Annotated in this window: 18 protein-coding genes; 9 read left to right on the top strand and 9 right to left on the bottom strand. The window is 64.8% G+C overall.

Going from position 1 to position 17,704, the window contains the following annotated elements; genetic code table 11:
- Window positions 1-124 precede the first annotated feature (124 nt).
- The 3 genes from U5914_RS06815 to U5914_RS06805 form a co-directional block, all read right to left on the bottom strand.
- Window positions 125-1,021: a phosphatase PAP2 family protein gene (locus U5914_RS06815; RefSeq protein WP_336135007.1), complete on the bottom strand. Its 897-nt coding sequence runs from the start codon at window positions 1,019-1,021 to the stop codon at window positions 125-127.
- Window positions 1,018-2,307: a YihY/virulence factor BrkB family protein gene (locus tag U5914_RS06810; protein ID WP_336135006.1), complete on the bottom strand. Its 1,290-nt coding sequence runs from the start codon at window positions 2,305-2,307 to the stop codon at window positions 1,018-1,020. Before U5914_RS06810 ends, U5914_RS06815 begins: the two co-directional genes overlap by 4 nt.
- A 117-nt stretch (window positions 2,308-2,424) precedes the next feature.
- Window positions 2,425-3,033, bottom strand: a complete 609-nt coding sequence (locus U5914_RS06805; RefSeq protein WP_336135005.1) for a DUF1102 domain-containing protein — start codon at window positions 3,031-3,033, stop codon at window positions 2,425-2,427.
- Between the two features lie 521 nt (window positions 3,034-3,554).
- Here U5914_RS06805 and U5914_RS06800 point away from each other — a divergent pair.
- Together U5914_RS06800 and U5914_RS06795 are read left to right on the top strand one after the other, a co-directional pair.
- On the top strand, window positions 3,555-4,079 hold the full coding sequence (locus U5914_RS06800; protein ID WP_336135004.1) for a DUF7344 domain-containing protein: 525 nt from the start codon (window positions 3,555-3,557) through the stop codon (window positions 4,077-4,079).
- A complete protein-coding gene (locus U5914_RS06795; protein WP_336135003.1) occupies window positions 4,076-4,486 on the top strand; it encodes a CARDB domain-containing protein in 411 nt (136 codons plus the stop codon). The genes U5914_RS06800 and U5914_RS06795 overlap by 4 nt, the downstream gene beginning before the upstream one ends.
- A gap of 9 nt (window positions 4,487-4,495) precedes the next feature.
- On the opposite strand, the gene U5914_RS06790 is transcribed toward U5914_RS06795, so the two are convergent.
- From U5914_RS06790 to U5914_RS06780, 3 genes are all read right to left on the bottom strand, one after another.
- Window positions 4,496-4,636 carry a hypothetical protein gene (locus U5914_RS06790; protein ID WP_336135002.1) on the bottom strand — a complete coding sequence of 47 codons (141 nt, stop codon included), beginning with the start codon at window positions 4,634-4,636 and terminating at the stop codon, window positions 4,496-4,498.
- 77 nt (window positions 4,637-4,713) lie between these two features.
- Window positions 4,714-5,553 carry a YihY/virulence factor BrkB family protein gene (locus U5914_RS06785; protein WP_336135001.1) on the bottom strand — a complete coding sequence of 280 codons (840 nt, stop codon included), beginning with the start codon at window positions 5,551-5,553 and terminating at the stop codon, window positions 4,714-4,716.
- Window positions 5,554-5,598: 45 nt separating this feature from the next.
- Window positions 5,599-6,699: a tRNA (guanine(26)-N(2))-dimethyltransferase gene (locus U5914_RS06780; RefSeq protein WP_336135000.1), complete on the bottom strand. Its 1,101-nt coding sequence runs from the start codon at window positions 6,697-6,699 to the stop codon at window positions 5,599-5,601.
- A gap of 87 nt (window positions 6,700-6,786) precedes the next feature.
- Here U5914_RS06780 and U5914_RS06775 point away from each other — a divergent pair, with 87 nt between their 5' ends.
- The 6 genes from U5914_RS06775 (at window position 6,787) to U5914_RS06750 (ending at window position 12,985) form a co-directional block, all read left to right on the top strand.
- Entirely contained in the window at window positions 6,787-7,134 is a 348-nt protein-coding gene (locus tag U5914_RS06775; protein ID WP_336134999.1) for a hypothetical protein, read from the top strand.
- A 172-nt stretch (window positions 7,135-7,306) separates the two neighbouring features.
- Window positions 7,307-9,484, top strand: coding sequence for a (Fe-S)-binding protein (locus U5914_RS06770; protein ID WP_336134998.1), 2,178 nt, complete (start codon window positions 7,307-7,309; stop codon window positions 9,482-9,484).
- Between the two features lie 48 nt (window positions 9,485-9,532).
- A complete protein-coding gene (locus tag U5914_RS06765; protein ID WP_336134997.1) occupies window positions 9,533-9,922 on the top strand; it encodes a MaoC/PaaZ C-terminal domain-containing protein in 390 nt (129 codons plus the stop codon).
- Between the two features lie 48 nt (window positions 9,923-9,970).
- Entirely contained in the window at window positions 9,971-10,624 is a 654-nt protein-coding gene (locus U5914_RS06760; RefSeq protein WP_336134996.1) for a CRISPR-associated protein Cas4, read from the top strand.
- Between the two features lie 329 nt (window positions 10,625-10,953).
- Window positions 10,954-12,270, top strand: a complete 1,317-nt coding sequence (locus tag U5914_RS06755) for an MATE family efflux transporter (RefSeq protein WP_418766752.1) — start codon at window positions 10,954-10,956, stop codon at window positions 12,268-12,270.
- Window positions 12,271-12,343: 73 nt separating this feature from the next.
- Complete coding sequence (locus tag U5914_RS06750) at window positions 12,344-12,985, top strand: DUF502 domain-containing protein (RefSeq protein WP_336134994.1); 642 nt, start codon at window positions 12,344-12,346, stop codon at window positions 12,983-12,985.
- Here the strand turns inward: U5914_RS06750 and U5914_RS06745 are convergent.
- Window positions 12,982-13,818 (bottom strand): proline dehydrogenase family protein, encoded by an 837-nt coding sequence (locus tag U5914_RS06745; RefSeq protein WP_336134993.1) that lies wholly within the window; start codon window positions 13,816-13,818, stop codon window positions 12,982-12,984. The two genes, U5914_RS06750 and U5914_RS06745, sit on opposite strands and share 4 nt — an antisense overlap.
- A gap of 88 nt (window positions 13,819-13,906) precedes the next feature.
- Between U5914_RS06745 and U5914_RS06740 the strand changes: the two genes are divergently transcribed.
- The gene (locus U5914_RS06740; RefSeq protein WP_336134992.1) at window positions 13,907-14,452 is read left to right on the top strand and encodes a CDP-2,3-bis-(O-geranylgeranyl)-sn-glycerol synthase; all 546 of its coding nucleotides are present in this window, start codon (window positions 13,907-13,909) and stop codon (window positions 14,450-14,452) included.
- A 405-nt stretch (window positions 14,453-14,857) separates the two neighbouring features.
- Here U5914_RS06740 and U5914_RS06735 read toward each other — a convergent pair whose 3' ends face one another.
- Window positions 14,858-15,604 carry a SprT-like domain-containing protein gene (locus U5914_RS06735; RefSeq protein WP_336134991.1) on the bottom strand — a complete coding sequence of 249 codons (747 nt, stop codon included), beginning with the start codon at window positions 15,602-15,604 and terminating at the stop codon, window positions 14,858-14,860.
- Window positions 15,605-15,986: 382 nt separating this feature from the next.
- Window positions 15,987-17,666: a thermosome subunit alpha gene (thsA, locus tag U5914_RS06730; RefSeq protein ID WP_336135226.1), complete on the bottom strand. Its 1,680-nt coding sequence runs from the start codon at window positions 17,664-17,666 to the stop codon at window positions 15,987-15,989.
- Window positions 17,667-17,704 lie beyond the last annotated feature (38 nt).

Here is a 17,704-nt window from a genome sequence, read left to right as displayed (position 1 = left end):
CTGGCTCACTTCGTTCACCAGCGGGAACCACCTCAGGGGCGTTCTTCGAACGCCCCTCGGCGGATGCTACTCTTGTTTCTTGAACGAACGCCCGCGCCTCCGTGGTCGGTTTCGCGGGCCGACTTTATATACGGCGAGCGACGGCTTCGCCGACGACCGGCGCCGCGACGACGCCGCCGAGGCCGACCGCCATCGTCAGGAAGGCGACGTGGGGTGCGGCTTCGATGGCGTATGCGAGGCCGCCCGGTGCCGCGACGATGCCGCCGAAGACCGCTGCGACGACGGCGCCCACTCGTGTCGTCTCCTCGTGGAGAACGGCATCGCCGATGCTGCCCCACATGATGCGCGCGCCGAGGGTGAGGCCGAGGACCGCCATCGTATCGAAGGTGTACTCGCCGACAAGGGGGCCGAGAAGCGCGATGACGAGCGCGATAGAGAGGACTCGTCCGGGTTTGTCGCCCCGGTCACAGCCGTGGTAGGCGACCGCGAGGAAGGCGAGGCCGACGACCGCGCCGGCGGTGATGTCGGCGAGATAGTGGACGCCGAGGACGACCCGCGAGAGTGCGACGACCGCGGCGAGGACGGCCGCGCTGGCGTAGGCCCGTCGGGTACCGACCAGAAGCGCGATACCGCCGTAGACGACGGTGGCCCCGACCGCGTGGCCGCTCGGGAAGCCGAACCCGGTCCCGGTCGCGGCGGCGGCATATATCGGTTTGAGGAGGGCCGGTACGAGGTCGGTAGCCGGTGCCACGTCCGCGTTCGGCGGCCGCGGGTAGGCGAACAGCGCTTTCAGCGTCGTCGCGGTCGCTCGATAGCCCATCGCGAGCGCGAGCACGAAGGCGCCGCGCCGCCTGTCGAAGGCGACCGGTCCCGGGAGGGTCCCGCCGAACCAGTAGAGGAGGCCGACGATGCCGAAGAGGAACCACACGTCGCCGAGTTGCGTGACGAGCGCGGCGAACACGACGACGACCTCCGGAAGCGCTGCGACGAGTTCGGACTCGCCGATACCGCGGTCGTTCATCGGTTCTCGAAGCGCTCCTTCAGGCTACCGGGAAGGCGGGCGGCGCTGACGGTCCCGCCCACGATGAGCATGAGGGCGTACAGTCCGAGCGTCGACAGCCAGATGACCAACATCGCGAGGACGGCCCACCCGCTGGAGAGGTAGGCGAAGGCCCCAAGAGTCATCGCGGTGCCGTACAGCAAGACGAGGTACGGCCCCCAACCGCGGGCCTTGCCGCGGCGGACCTGCTGGCGCACGTAGCGTTTCAGGTCGGCCTCGACCTCCTCGCGGTGGACGGTCCGGTCGTCGATGCGGTCCTCGAAGCGGTCGAGTTCGTCGTAGAGCGTTTCGAGTTCCTCGCGCAACTCCTCGTCCGATACGTCGTCGTCGATGCGGTCCCGTGTCATGATTCCGTCGAGTATCGCGGTCGGTTCGGGTTCCGGTTCGTCGGCCGGGTCGGCGAGGCCGGTCTCCTCGTCGGCACGCCCCGCCAGCACGGCGTTGAGGACGACCCCGAGCAGCAACACCAGCGCGCCGAAATAGAGGAAGGTAACGAGCAGCAGAACGCCGCCCAGAACGCCGTAGGCCTCGTAGTTGCCGGCGTTGGCGGCATAGATTCGAAAGCCGGTCTGGAGGGCGGTCCAGCCGAGGGCGGCGAGGACCGCACCCGGAAGCGCCTCCCGAACGTCGATATCGGCGCCCGGCAGGACGTAGTACAGCGGGAGGAAGGCGACCGTCAGGCCGACGACCAGCGCGAGCGTACCGAGGGCACCGACGAAGGGAACGCCGGCGGCGACCTCACTCACGCCGAGGAGGGCGATTGCGGCGCCGATGGCGACGGTTCCGGCCACGCCAAGCGCGACGGCTCCGAGGGCGACGGTGGCGTCGCGAACCTGATCGAGTATGGAGTCGGGGCCCGGGGCGCCGTAGACCTCCGAGAAGGCGATATCGAGGCCGCGGAACAGTTTGAGACCGGACCACAGCAGAACGGCAACACCGAGGACGGTCGCACCGCCGCGGCCGGCGGCGCCGGTGACGGCGTCCTGTACGAGACTGCCGGCCTGTTCGCCGAGCGTCTCGGCGGCGGCCGCGACGAGCGCGTCGACGGTCCCCGTGTCGCCGAGAAGCGACGCTGCGACGAGCGCAAGCAAAACGAGCGGCAGAAGCGAGATAAAGGCGTAATAGGCGAGGCTGGCGGCGATGAAGGTGATCCGGTCCGACTGGGCGCCGTTGACGACGCCGCGTGTCACCGTGACGGCCCTGTCGAGATGCCCTTTCACGCCCCCGGCTATGCGCGAACAGTACATATAATCGGTGGGAAGCTATTCGCCGGCAAGAGGGTGACTCAGAAAAGTGGCCGTTCGTTCAAACGGTAGCTCACAAAATCACGGCGAGTCAAATACAAAAACGTATTTAGATGGCCTTTACAGACCGTTATCTAGCTCCTGAGCGACGACCTCGAACGTCTCGTCAACGTCGTCGCTGCTCAGATCATCTTGGACGATTTTGACGCCGACTGCGACGGCCTGTCCCGGACTCAGCGATTCACGACTGTTCGTATTAAACGGCGTTCGGTTGCCGGGCGAGCTGCCCGTATAGAACGTGATTCCGTCGATGTTCTCGTTTATCCACACCTCGATTTCACCGACTCCGCTCCCGCTGTTGTTCGAGAGGTTGCGTATTTCGAACGTACCATCGAAGTAGTACGTCGAATCGGGGTTTACACCCTTGCCGCCGAGGGAGTTCCCTTCCTCTGGATCACCACTCCGGGCGCTCGTCGGGTTGTCGCTGGTGAAGTCCAGCGTGAGTTTCTCGTTGTTGTACTCAACGAAGTTCCCATTTCGAGTATCTCCACTGTCACTGAGACCATCTTCGGGACGCTGCAGGGCGATGTAGGCCCTGGCGTCACCGACTGTTTCAACGCCGATGTGACGGTTGCCCGAATTGAATTGTGAAACGGCACCTGTTCCCATTGCAGCAGCCCCGCCGGCAGCGAGCGATCCGAGTCCGACCACGAATTTGCGTCGTTGCATTGTTTTCTACCTCGTTTGCTGCGCCGCGTTTGGGCGGTACCTCACCGCTCGCCCGTCCGCGGCGCACGTTCAACTCATCATCGTGGACCCTCTTTGGAATAGACCGCCAGCGAAAGCCGGAAAGAAATCCTGTGACGGTGACAGAGTCCCTATACACAATAATACACCTCCGTTACTGGCCGACCGATGTGGTCGGGTCGGTTCGGCCGTTATATCAGAATCTAATAAAACGAACTACTGCTCACGAATCCTGAAATAAGCCCAACTTACTGGCATCCTTTGGTGAATTTCCCTCAGCCAAGTAATTATTTGCGTGTTTATATATTTCTATCTTGTCAGTTCACATAAACTGATTGCGAAGCAGGGGGCACTTTATACTAAAGTGAGTGGGTGTTGAGGCCTGAGACGGCATGGCAAGTAGCGGGGACGCGGTCGAAAAGGGGGACGGTGGCATAGCTGAACCGGGTGGAGTCGCGACGGGCCCGCAATCGGTTCGTACTGCGGATTTCTCGCGGGACGTAATGCTGGAAGTGCTCAGCAATCGGCGCCGCCGGTTCACGATTCACTATCTGAAACAACGCAACGGGGACGAGGTCACGGTCTCGGAACTCGCCGACCGGGTCGCCAGTTGGGAGAACGCAAAGGACATCGACCAGCTCACTCATCGGGAACGAAAGCGCGTGCGGAACGCGCTCCGACAGTTCCACCTCTCGAAACTGGCCGAGCACGGCTTCGTCGAGTACGACTCGAACCGGGGGACGGTCAGACTCACCGATGCGGCATCCAGCGCCAACTTCTACGTCGATTCGCTCACCGGTGGTGACATCCCGTGGGGCGTCTACTATCTCGGGTTATCGACGCTCAGTTCCGTCTGTTTGCTCGCCCTCTGGGGCGGTATCTATCCCGTCTCGCTTCTGTCGCCGTACGCGTTTAGCGTCTTTCTCGTGGCCGCGCTGGCCGTCTCGTCGGTCGGACACTTCTACGACAACCACTATCGGATGCGACTCGGCGCCCGGGACTGCCCGCCGGAGGTGGACGATTCGTGAGTCTTCGACGCCCGCTTCTTCTGCTCGCCGCGCTGGCGCTGGTCGTCTCCTCGGTCATGAGTACGGGCGGCGTCAGTTCCGTATCGGTGGACCGAGGGTTAGATGTCGCGGTCGTCGACGACGAGTCGGCGTATCTCGGCTTCGAACAGACGCCGACGAACACGTCGAACGCCACGACGAATCTCGAAGTAACGATTACCAATCAGTATCCGGCCGCCCGCGGGTTTACGACGGTCGAAGTCACCATCGACGAGACGACCGTCGACCTCGCCGCCGACGGTACGGTCGCCCCCGGCGAGGAAACGACACACACGTTCACGTCCGTCCCCTGTGGCGACCGGATTACCGTCGAGGCCTTCGGGGAGGGCGTCAGCGTCCGACTCAATCGTTCCGTCGCCTGTGAGTGACGACGCGATTCACGATACCGTGTCACGAATCTCGCTGATGTCGGCATCCAGTTTAAACGTCGTCCCACCGGAGTGGGTTCGAGACGTTTCGTGGACGGTGTCTTGGACGAAACTGCCGGCCTGTTCGTCGAGCGTCTCGGCGGCGGTCACGAGCGCGAGCAAAACCAGCGGCAGAAGCGAAATGAACGCATAATAGATGTCCTTTCACGCGCCCGGATATGCGTGAACTACATATAATCGGTGGGAACCCACTCGTCGTCGGGGTCGACGTGGCCGCCGAGGACGGCGTTTAGTGCCGCTCCGACGAGCGTGGCGAGGCCGACGATGTAGAGCCACGAGAGCAACAGGACGATGGCGCCCGCGACCCCGTAGGCCACGGTGCTCGCCGACCCCGCATAGACCCGGAAGCCGGAACTCGCGACGGCCCAGACGCCCGCCGCGAGGACGGTGCCCGGCAGAATCTCGCGGACGGTCACGTCGACGTGCGGGAAGATGTAGAAGACGGGCAGAAAGACGGCGATGAGCACAAAAAAGAGGAGGAGAGGAGCGACCAGCGCGGCGGTCCGGCCGGAGAGGCCGAACCAGATGCCGATACCGCCCAATAGCACTATCGCGGCCAGGTTCGTCAGGAAGACCAAACTCGCGTTCCGGAGCGTCGATACCAGCGTAGCGTCGTCGTGTTCACCGTAGATGGCGGCGAACGCCTGGTCGGAACTCCAGTAGAGGCGCATCGAACCCCAGAGAAGTACCGCCAGGCTGCCGAGGGTGCTGGGCAGACCGGCGTTCGTGATGAACCCCTCGTCGTCGAACTGGCGGCTGATCTGCTCGCCGAGCACGTCGGCCAGCATGTCGGCGGCGACGTCGCCGAAGTATTCGCCCCCGAGCGTCGTCAGGACGATGATGACGAGCAATGCGAAGGGAAACAGCGACAGGAATCCGAAATACGCGAGGCTGGCAGCCAGAAGGGAGATCTGTGCGCGGCGAGCGACCGCTACCGTCTCAGAAAGCGTTTCCACGTAGGCGCTGGTCCGGAGCGTTTCACGGAGCGACACGGTGGTCGTTCTCATTGGCAGCCTATAGTTAGCTGAGCGCTATCCGAGGGTACGTCGCCGTTACTCGACCGCGTCGCGAATCTCGGTGACGTCGGCGTCCGTTTTGAACGTCGTCCCGCCGAAGTGGGTTCGGGAGGTTTCGTGGCCGGCCGCCCGGAGGTCTCCCAGGAAGTCGTCCATCGCGGGGTTGGGTTCGCCCCACCGCTTGTAGAGTTTGTGCTGGTCGTAGTGGGTCGGTTGGTGTAGTTCGTCGGCGACCGTCGCCAGCAGGTCCTTCGATTTCTCGGCGGTGCCGAAGGTCGGCGGAATCGCTTCGGACACCCGTTCGACGAACTCGGCGTCGTGGGCGGGGCCGAGCCATATTCGGTCGGCGGTCCACGTCGACTGTCCGCAGTTCGGGCACTCGTCGGTCGGGTCGGCCATCAGCGCCGCCTCGCTGTCGCGCCACAGACACTGCTGGCAGTGGTCGACGTAGCCCAACTGGTTGATGAGTCGGTTGGCGGTTTTCGCGCCGGATTCGAGTTCGAGATACGTGCGCACGTAGTGACTCGTCGCGTGGCTCAACACGGGCCGTGCAGCGACGTCGTAACGGGCGGCCGTCCGGACGAGCGCCGACAGCAACACGCGCAGGCCCATCTCGCTGTGGAACTCGGTGTTGCGGGGGACGGCACCGTAACTCCGAACGCCGCTTTCGAAGTGGGCGCCACAGAGCGGCGCGGTGTCGGTGGCGGTGACACAGACGTACTCGCGGCCGCTCTGAAAGGCCGCGTCGGCGAAGGGAATCGGCGTCCCGAAGGGGTCCAGGTCGATGACGTCGTAATCGGTCTCGTGCATGTGGGCGTTGACGTTCCGGTGGACGACGTCGCCGTCGAGGCCGTTCAACTCGAAGTTCCGCCGTGCCAACTCGACTGCGTCGGGGTCGACGTCGCACCCGGTCGCCGCGTAGCCGGCTTCGGCGGCCCGGACCGCCCGCACGCCGCTTGCGGTCATGGCGTCGAGATACGTCTCACAGTCGTCGGCGACCGCACGGAGGACGCCCGCCGTGATGTCGCGGTTCAACTCCTGGACTGGGTTATAAAAGACGCCGGACCCGGAGCCCTCGCTGGCGCCGTGTCGTTCCTCGGGAACCTCTATCCGTACGTCCCCCTCGCGGACTTCCATGCCTGTGGTTGGTCGGTCCGGCAAGAAAAGCAACGGGTTCCTCGGCCGACCGAACCTGTTTTCCTTTCGGGGGCGTACGCTCCGGTAGTGACCGCGGTCGACGAGTGGGAGGCGATACTGGAGTCCGACGGCGAGTTGAGTAGCGACGCCGTCGACCGCATCATCGCCACCCACGGCGACCGCGGCGTGAAGGCCATCGAGGCCGTCGGCGAGGAGCGAATCAAGGAGTACCGGGATTTCACCGTCGTCGTCGGCCACTCCGAGGAACACGTCGTCGAGGACGGCACCTGCGAGTGTGAGGACTCCCGGTACAACCTCGACCCCGAGGAGCCGACCGACCTCTGTTGGCACGTCATCGCGGTGAAGATCGCCCGCCGCATCGACGCCGTGGACCACCACGACATGTGGTACTCCGAGGTTCGGGAGTTCCTCTAGCCGGTCGCCCCGCCTTTCGAGGTGAGCTCTCGACGGCTGGCGAACGACGCCAATATAAACCAACCGGCTATCCACAGTCCCGACCTCTCAAACTCCAATTTTTGCCGGAGGGCGGCGCTCTCGCGGGACTGTGTAACAAAGCTTAAGCGGATAGCACCACGGGTTTCTCCGTATGCTATCGGTGCTTCCGCTACAGGCGGGGGAAAGCGTTGCCCGCGAGACCTACTGGCAGATCGGTCCCGTCCAGAAGGTCGTCTTCTACTTCCTCGCCACGCTGACCGTCCTCATCGCCGCCATCGGCATCTATCAGCGCTTCGCGCGCTACGCCGAGGGTTCGGACGACTGGTTCGACCGCCTCGATGACCTGCCCGAGCGGGTCGTCAGCGCGGCGAAGATCGTCGCATCGAACGAGAAACAGTTCAACCGCGACCTGGTGGGCGGCCTGATGCACGCCTTCATCCTGTGGGGCTTTCTGACCCTGCTCATCGCGACGACCATCCTCTTTATCGACATCGACATCTACCGCATCGCGACGGGCGAGTCCTTCTGGGTCGGTGACTTCTATCTCTCATACCAGCTCGTGACCGACGCCCTCGGCCTGCTGTTCGTCGTCGGCCTCGGCGTCGCCCTGTGGCGTCGCTACGTCGCCCGCAACGACCGCCTGTGGGGCAAACACACCAACTGGGAGGACGCCTTCCTCGTGTGGTCGCTGTTCTTCCTCGGCGTCGGCGGCTTCCTGCTCGAAGGCATCCGCATCGTCGGGCAGGGCCCCGAATCCGTGAGTTTCGTCGGTATGGCCGTCGCGGCGTCGCTGGCCGGTTTCGGCCTCGATGCCTCGAGTGCCGCGGCCGTCTACCCGCTGGCGTGGTGGTCCCACGCGCTGCTGGCGTTCGTCTTCATCGCCGCGATTCCCTACGCCAAGCCGTTCCACATGTTCTCGTCGTTCGCCAACGTCGTCGCCCGCGACGAGAAGGCCGGCGCTCGCCTACCCGGCGTTCCCTCGGACCTCGATGCGACCAACGCCGAATCCATCGACGACTTCACCTGGAAGGAGATGCTCGACCAGGACGCCTGTACCAAGTGTGGTCGCTGTTCCTCGGTCTGTCCCGCCAAGGCCTCCGGCCGGCCGCTGGACCCGCGTGACGTGATTCTCGACCTCAAGGAGTACCGCGAGGAACTCGACGCTGGCGGCGAGACCAAGGAGATCGTCGCCGACGGCAGCGGCGTCATCGACACCGAGACGATGGAGTCCTGCATGGCCTGTATGGCCTGCATGGACGCCTGCCCCGTCGAAATCGAGCACCTCAAGAGCTTCACCCGACTCAACCGGCAGATGGCAGACCAGGGTGACATCCGCCCCGAGATTCAGGACACCTTCCAGAACGTCATGCAAAAGGGCAACACCTTCGGCGACTCGCCGTCGGACCGCGGCAACTGGACCGAGGAACTGGAGTTCGAGGTGGCCGACGCCCGCGAGGAAAGCGTCGAATACCTCTGGTACGTCGGCGACTACCCGAGTTACGACGAACGGAACAAGAAAGTCGCCCGTTCGCTGGCGAAGATATTCGAACACGCCGACGTCGAGGTCGGCATCCTCTACGAGGACGAGGTCTACGACGGCAACGACATCCGGCGCATCGGCGAGGAGTTCCTCTTCGTCGAGCAGGCCGGCACGCTCGTCGACACCTTCGAGGAGTGCGATTACGACAACATCGTCTGTACGGACCCCCACTCCTACAACACGTTCAAAAACGAGTACCCCGAGGTCGACTTCGACGAGTTCGCGGACGACCCGATGATGGAGTTCGCCATCGAGGGCTACTGGAACCGCGACGGCGACGTCGAGGTCCAGCACTGGACCCAGACCGTCGAGGAACTGGTCGAGGCCAACGCCCTCGGCCTCTCCGGGACCGAACTCGACTACACCGTCACCTATCACGACCCCTGTCATCTCGGCCGGTACAACGACGAGTACGAGGCCCCGCGCGAACTCGTGCGTGCGACCGGATGTGACCTCCACGAGATGCCCCGCAACCGCGAAAACAGCTTCTGCTGTGGCGGCGGTGGCGGCGGCCTCTGGATGGACCTCGAAGAGGAGACCAAGCCCAGCGAGGAACGCCTCCGCGAGGCGCTGGAGGACACTGAAGCCGGTCAGGCCGTCGAGAAGTTCGTCGTCGCCTGCCCGATGTGCATGACGATGTACGAGGACGGTCGCAAGACCGGCGGCTTCGAGGACGACATCGAGATCGTCGACGTCGCCGAACTCATCGTCGAGGCGCTGGAAGCAAACGGCGCGACCATCGCCGCCTCCGCCGAAAGCGGCACCGGCGCCGCACCCGCCGACGACTAAGACTTCCGACGTCGCCAACGCTTTGTTTTCCCGTCGTAACGCTCGTCCATGAGCGACGACGCCCCTGCTGTCGGCGACACCCACACCTACGAACGGACCTTCACTACCGAGGACGTCGAGCGGTTCGGCGAGATTTCGGGCGATACCCAGCCCATCCACACCGACCCCGACGAGGAGGGCCGACTCGTCGTTCAGGGGCTGCTCACCGCGACGCTGCCGACGAAAATCGGCGGCGACCTCGAAGTGCTGGCGACACGGATGGAATACGAGTTCCACAAGCCGGTCTACACCGGTGAGACGATTACCTGCGTCTGGACGAACGAAACCGTCACCGAGCGGGCGGACCGCTACGAACTGTCGGTCGGTCTCTCCTGTACGAACGACTTCGGTACCGAGGTCATGTCCGGCGAAACGGACGGCGTCATCTGGAAGGAGTAGCCACGCGAGCGCCGCGTATTTATATACTAGCACGCACCCAGACGCCGCGTGCAGACCTTCACCGACCTCGCGACTGCGGCCTACTGTCCGCGAAAACTATACTACCGGCGCAAACACGACGACGGCGCGGCACCTGACGATGTCGAACGCGTCCGGGAACTCGCCTATCGGTACGAGGACCTGCTGGCTCCCGAAACGGACCTCGCCGCCGAACCCATCGACGTGACGCCGACCCAGTACCGCGCCAACCTCGGGGCCGCGAAAGCGCGACTCGACTGCTGGGAGGGCCTCGCGAATCCGCCGAAACGCGACGTCCTGCTGGAGGGCAAGGACTGCCGCGGCATCGCGCACAAACTGCTCGCCGAACCGGCTGTCCCCGTTCTCGTCTCTGCCGGCGAACCCCCAGAACAGGGCGTCTGGCAGCCCCAGTCCGTCCGCGTGACGGCGGCCGCGAAGGCGCTTTCGTGGGAACGAGAAGCGCCGGTCGAACGGGGATTCGTCGAGTATCCGGCTCACGGTATCGTCCGCGAGGTTCGACTGACCACACGGAAGAAGGCGCTGTACCGCCGTGCGCTTCGGACCGCGAGGTCCATCGACGGACCACCGCCACGCCTGCACGACGATTCCCGATGTGGTGCCTGCGAGTACCGCGAGGAATGCGGAACGAAAACGCGGTCGCTTCGGTCCCGGCTGTCGCTTTGAACCACTCGCGGCGAGGATTTAAATACGGGAACGCGGCCATCGGCGCTATGCGCTGAGTATCCGCCGATAGTCCGCCGAGGCTGGAGCGTGGGACACGGGCTGTCGGAGCGGTCGTCCTGCCTGCTCGCTATCGCTCGATACGTACGTCGTCGTAGTCGAGGAGCGGCGCGCGCTCCCCGAACGTGTCGCCGGGCCACGATACGTCTCCCCCGAGGGCGTCCGCCTCGTCGACACGAGAAGGATAAAACCGGCGGCGAGCGAACCCCCTCCCTGTGTGCGAGCGCTTGCTGTCGGTGTGGCGTCGGGTCCTCTCCCTGTCGTGGCCGGTGATGGTCGAACAGACCACCCGGACGCTGATGCGGACCGTCGACATCCTCGTGACGGCGGTGTTCTCACCGGTTGCAGTCGCCGCTATCGGACTGGCCGACCTCTATGCTCGGTTCCCGCTGTGGGTCGGCCTCGGGATGGGAAGCGGCGCCATCGCGCTGTCCTCGCAGGATACCGGCAGCGGGGCGACTGCCAACCGCGACGAAGCGATTTCACAGGCGCTCGTCGTCGGTGGAATCATCGGCGTCCCGTTCGCTATCGCCGGTCTCCTCTTCGGCGAGCAGGCAATCGCGCTGCTCGGCGCCCCGGCAGAGGTCGCCTCCCTCGGTGGCACCTACCTCGCCATCGTGTTGGCGACCGCTCCGGCTCGCCACATCGGCCTCATCGCTGCCCGGTCACTACAGGGGACCGGCGATACGCGGACACCGATGTACGTCAACATCGTTGCGAACGTCCTCAATATCGCTGGCTCGGTGATTCTTGGTCTTGGCATGCTCGGGGCGCCACGACTCTCGGTCGTCGGCGTCGGCATCGCGACCGCGGCGGCCAACGTCTTCACTGCCGTCATGTTACTCGGGGCGCTCGCGACGGGATTCGCCGACGCTGGCCTGACCCGCCCCCGGGACTTCGTCATCACGAAACAGCTGTTGCAGGTGAGCGCACCCTCGGTCGGCGAGGGACTCGTCTCGACGCTGGTAGAGTTTCCGCTGAACGCCATCCTGCTCGGGTTCGGAACGGAGGTCAACGCTGCGTTCCACATCGGCCGCCGCCTCTACCAGCAGTTGACGGGGCCGATATCCCGCGGCTTCCACGTCGGCGCGAGCGTCCTCGTCGGACAGGCACTCGGCGACGGCGACGCCGCACTCGCGCGGTTCCAGGGCTGGGCGACGGCCGCGTTGGGCGCTCTCGCAGTCGGGGTCTTCGGTATCGTGCTTGCCCTCGTCGCGGAGCCGTTCGTGTCGGTGTTCACCGACGACGTGGCGACGATTACCTACGCGACCGGGTTCGCGCGCGTCTACGGCCTCACGGCGGTCTTCCTCGTCACCTTCGCCATCCTGCAGGGGGCCTTCGCCGGGGCGAGCGAAACACGCATCCCGTTCGTCGCCCGGACGTCGGGACTGGCGATATTCATGCTCGGCTTCACGTACCTCGTCGGCGTCGTGCTCGACTACGGCGTCGTCGGCGCCTATTTCGGTATCGGCTTGGCCTACGTCTGGATGGCCCTCGTCGTCGTGGTGAGCTTTCATCGGGGCGGGTGGGCCGAACGGGCGGCGTCGATGCTGGCCGAACGCGGGAGCGTCGCTCCGGACGACGGATGAACTGTCGACGAACGTTATCATACGCGTCACTCGGTCGAAGCGCTGAATACGCGGCAGGTAAATCTACGGACGAATGCTTTCGTCCTCCTGGAAGCGAGATATCGCGAGCGGGCTCATCGTCCTCGTCCCGCTTCTGGTGACCGCGTACGTCGTCGCGTTCATTTACCAGTCGATCGCCAACCTCCCGCTTCTGGAGACCACGCTGGAGGGCCAACCCGTCGCCGTTCGGGTCGCGATTACGCTGGTGCTTTTCGGACTCCTCGTCCTCTCGGTCGGCTATCTGATGCGGACCGCGGTCGGGGACTTCCTCGAGGAGGCCCTCGACGGCGTCATGAACCGGCTGCCCGGTCTCCGCGTCGTCTACAACGCCTCGAAGATGGCGGTCGAAACCGCGGTCTCGGGGCCGGAGGACCTGCAGACGCCCGTGAAACTGGAGACGTGGGACGGGATGCGCATGACCGCGTTCAAAACCGGGAAGACGACCGAAGACGGCCTCGACGTCCTCTTTTTGCCGACCGCGCCCAACATCACGACCGGCTACGTGGTCGAGGTCGAATCCGACCGCTACACCGAAACCGACGAAAGCGTCGAGGACGCGCTTACCCGAATCCTCAGTGCCGGCTTCGGCGAGAGCCACGAACAGAGCATCCACATCGACGTGACCGAAGAGACCACGGCCTCCCGCGATGGTGACGGCGACGGCAACGAGGATTAACGACCGAGAACGGCCCGAAGCGCGAACAGCGCGTTCTCCTTGCGCTCCATGACGCGCCGGTAGAAATACGAGAGCCACCTGTCGCCGTAGGGCGCGTACTGATAGACGGTGATGCCGTCGGCAGCCAGTTCCCGCTGGGCGTCCTCACGGACGCCCATCAGCATCTGCACCTCGTAGGGTGTGTCGTGTACCTCGTGGAGGCCAGCGGCGTAGTCGAGCATCGCGGGGTCGTGGCTCCCGACGGCGATGCCGGCGTCGAACGCCCGAAACGCGAGTTCGAGGTTCTCACGGTAGGCCTCGTCGATCCGGGCCTTGTCGGTGTATGCGATATCCGGCGGTTCCTCGTAGGCGCCCTTGACCAATCGCACCTTCCCGGGCAGGCCGGCCAACCGCTCGATATCGCTCGGGGTTCGCTTGAGATTCGCCTGCAGACACAGGCCCATCTTCGGATAGGTCCCGACCTGCGCCTCGAAGGCGTCGAGGGTCGCGTCGGTCGTCGTGTGGTCCTCCATGTCCATCCAGACGAAGCCGTCGTTGGCCGCCGCGGCCTCGACGATGCGCTCGAGGTTCTCCCGGAAGACGCCCTCGCCGACGTCGAGGCCGAGTTGTGAGGGCTTGACCGAGATGCAGGCGTCGAGGTCGGTCTTCCCGATTTCATCGAGGAGCGTACAGTAGGTTCGCGCGTCCTCGTCGGCCGCTTCCCGTCCGTCGTAGTGTTCGCCGAGGAGATTGAGTATCGCCCCGATACCGTCGTCGTTGAGCCTCCGAGCGTGGTCCATCACGCTCGCGGCGGATTCGCCGGCGACGAACCGCCGGGCGATTGGCGGTATCATACTGGCAAATACTGCCGCCCTCCCCAAGAGCGTACTCCTTCGGGTCGCGTTCCGCCGTTCTTATACTCCCGCCGGGTCCAGACGGCGTATGGTAGTCGAGACGGTCGTCATCGCGGTCTGGGCCATGCTGCCCGCCTACATCCCGAACAACGTGGCCGTGTTGGCCGGCGGCGGCCGCCCCATCGACGGCGGTCGGACGCTCGACGACGGCAAACGTATCCTCGGCGACGGGAAGACGTGGCGGGGGACCGCCTTCGGCACCGCGGCCGGCGTCATCGTCGCCCTCCTGCTCAACCAACTGCATGACGGCTTCGTCGGCCTCTCCGGCATCGGCGTCCCTGAGTTCCCCATCCACGCCGCCGTCGCGCTCGCCTTCGGCGCGATGCTCGGCGACATCCTCGCCTCGTTTCTCAAACGCCGCACCGGCCGCGAGCGCGGGGCCGTCTTCCCCGGCGTTGACCAACTGGATTTCGTCGTCGTCTCGCTCCTCCTGACGTTCATCGTCGCTACCGGCTGGTTCCGCGTCACCTTCACCCTCCCTGTCATCGTCGCCGTGCTCGTGCTGACGCCCGTCCTCCACGTCGGCACGAACGTGCTCGCCTACGCGTTCGGGCTGAAAGACGAGCCATGGTGACCCACTTTTTGCACGCTCCGGCGGTTTGGTTCGAGAGACACCAAAGGCGTCTCTCGTCATTGCGGGAAATCAAAGATTTCCCGCTTGCAGTCAGAATCCTTTGGATTCTGACGACATCACGAAAGGCGCTTCGCGCCTTTCGAACGACGGCGCGCAAGACGCCGAACCCGCCTCCGCGGTCATCAGATTCCGACGGAATCTGATGGGCAATCAGACCGCTTCGCGGTCTGATGACGGCAAAAACGTGGGGAAAATATGCGCGAGAGCCTTCAGCCGCGCCTTCGGGCGCGTTAGTCGGCTCTCGCTACCGGACGCTCGCTTCGCTCGCGTCCGGGGAACCGCTCGCGCCCTGCGGACGCTCGCGGATGCTCCAGATGTTTTCTCGATCCGTCGTATGTACTCGGCTTACCGACTGGCTGGATTTAGCAGCCTTATGGGTGTTGACGCAACGCTTTCTATATCTCCGTTTGCGAAGGCACGAATCGCATCGTCGTCGTGCGGTCCGTGGTCGAGATATCGGTCGCCGGAGCGGAGATACAGGAGCGTTTCGCAGTCCGTACAGTAGCGATAGCCCGTCACACCGACCCGGCCGTGGGCAGCCTGCCGAACCGTCTTGCAGAGCCGGAACTTCCCCCACCACTCGCCGCAGTCGGGACATTCGACGACGTAGTTGTAGTCGCCCCGGCCTCGCTCGTAGGGTGTCGAACACCGACCCGAGAGGTCCAGCGGGTCGACCCACGCCTGAAACGAGAGGCCGTGGCCCGGCTCGATGCGGACCGTTTCGGTGGTCGCGTCTCCGTCGATGATGCTTGCGCCGTCGTCGGAAATCACAGCCTGTTCGCCGCGATGCTGGTGTTGCCACGCGTGGACGAGCTCGTGGCGGACGATTTCTTCGCAGGCCGCAAACCCGCCCCGCTCGTAGACGTGTTCGCCGATGGTGATGACACACCCACCGTCGGGTTCGTAGGCACAGCGACCGTTCCGCCGTCGGGTACGGGTCGTGGTCGCCCACGCGATATCGGAGCAGTCGAGAGCCGACAGCGGCCAGCCGTCGCTCCGGACCACGGCTTCCCCATACGTTCGCGCTCGCTCGGAGAGGGGGTGGTCGTCACGCAGACTGCCTCGCCGTCGACCGCTCGAACGTCCCGTCACTCGGGTGTACGTCCGGCGGTTTCGTATATAAAGAATCGGCTCCGGGCGAGGCTACCGCTACGCGGCTAATAAATAAGAGAAGCGTTCGGAAGGCGGTGCGAGAGCGAAGCGGCAGGCAGGTGAGATGGGCATCCGCGAGCGCCCGTAGGGCGCGAGCGGTTCCCGGCGACGAGGCGCGAAGCGCCGAGTCGCCGTAGCGCGCGCGGACCGGAGCGGCCGAAGGCCGCGAAGGGAGCACGCGCGCATATTTTCCCCACGTTTTTGCCGTCATCAGACCGCGAAGCGGTCTGATTGCCCATCAGATTCCGACGGAATCTGATGACCGCGGAGGCGGGTTCGCGGCCGAAGCGCCGCGAACCGCCGGAGCGTGCAAAAAGTGGGTTTACATCATGCCGCCCATGCCGCCGCCCATACCGCCCATGCCGCCGCCCATACCGCCCATGCCGCCGCCGGGGCCGCCGGGCATCTCCTCGTCATCGTCGTCGTCGGTGCCGCCGCCCTTGAGGTCGCCGGCAGCGATGACGTCGTCGATGCGGAGGATCATGACGGCTGCTTCGGTCGCGGACTCGATGGCCTGGGTCTTGACACGGAGGGGCTCGACGACGCCCTCGTTCTCCATGTCGATGACGTCGCCGGTGTAGGCGTCGAGGCCGAAGGCGGAGTCGCCGTCGGCGTGCTGGCTGCGGAGGTCCACGAGCGAGTCGATGGGGTCGAGACCCGCGTTCTCCGCGAGCGTGCGCGGGATGACGTCGACGGCGTCGGCGAAGGCCTCGACGGCGAGCTGTTCGCGGCCACCGACGGAGTCGGCGTAGTCACGCAGGCCCAGCGCGAGGGCCGTCTCGGGTGCGCCGCCGCCGGGGAGGACCTTGCCGTCCTCGAGGGTGGTGCGAACGACGCCCAGCGAGTCCTCGATGGCGCGTTCGACCTCGTCGACGACGTGCTCGGTGCCGCCGCGGAGGATGAGGGTGACCGAGCGGGCCTCGTCGACGTCCTCGACGAAGATTTTCTCGTCGCCCGCGATGTCCTTCTGGGCGACGGAGCCGGCGAAGCCGAGGTCCTCTTCGGTGATGTCGTCGAGGTTGGAGACGATGCGCGCGCCGGTCGCACGCGAGAGGGCCTTCATGTCGGACTTCTTCGCACGGCGGACGGCGATGATGCCCTCCTGTGCGAGGTAGTGCTGGGCCATGTCGTCGATGCCCTTCTGGCAGAAGACGACGTCGGCGCCGACCTCCTTGAGCTGGTCGACCATCTCGCGGAGCTGCTGTTCTTCCTGCTCAAGGAACTGCTCGAGCTGGTCGGGGTCGGTGACGTTGACCTCGGCATCGATCTCGGTCTCCTTGACCTCGATGGGGCTGTCGAGCAGCGCGATGTCGGCGTCCTCGGCGAAGTAGGGCATGTTGTCGTGGACGCGCTCTTTGCCCACGATGACGCCCTCGACGAGTTCGGACTCGTCGACGGAGCCGCCGACGACCTTCTCGACCTTGATGTTGTCCGTGTCGACCTCGTCGTCGTCAGCGACGGCGCTGACGGCGTCGACGACGAGTTCGGCCAGCAGGTCCTTGGAGGCCTCGGCGCCCTTGCCGGTCATCGCCGTCGCGGCGATGGATTCGAGGATGTCGGTGTCGTCGGCGTCGACGTCGATGGCGATGTCCTCGAGAATCTCTTTGGCTTCGGCAGCGGCCTGACGGTACCCCTGTGCGAGGATGGTGGCGTGGATGTCCTGCTCGAGCAGGTCCTCGGCCTGCGAGAGGAGTTCACCGGCGACGACGACGGAGGTGGTCGTACCGTCGCCGACCTCTTCCTCCTGCGTCTCGGCGACCTCGACGATCATGTTGGCCGCCGGGTGCTCGATGTCCATCTCCTTGAGGATGGTGACGCCGTCGTTCGTGACGACGACGTTGCCCGTCGAGTCGACGAGCATCTTGTCCATCCCTTTCGGGCCGAGCGTCGTCCGTACGGACTCGGCGACCGCCTTGCCGGCGGTGATGTTCATCGACTGTGCGTCCTGTCCGGAGGTACGTTGGCTGTCCTCCCCGAGAATGATGAGGGGCTGGTTACCCATCTGCTGAGCCATAGTCACTCGAAAGATTGTCTGTGGTT

The organism is Natronomonas amylolytica (genome assembly GCF_037031205.1).
Classification (GTDB): Archaea; Halobacteriota; Halobacteria; order Halobacteriales; family Haloarculaceae; genus Natronomonas; species Natronomonas amylolytica.
This window is presented reverse-complemented; position numbering and strand designations above follow the sequence as displayed.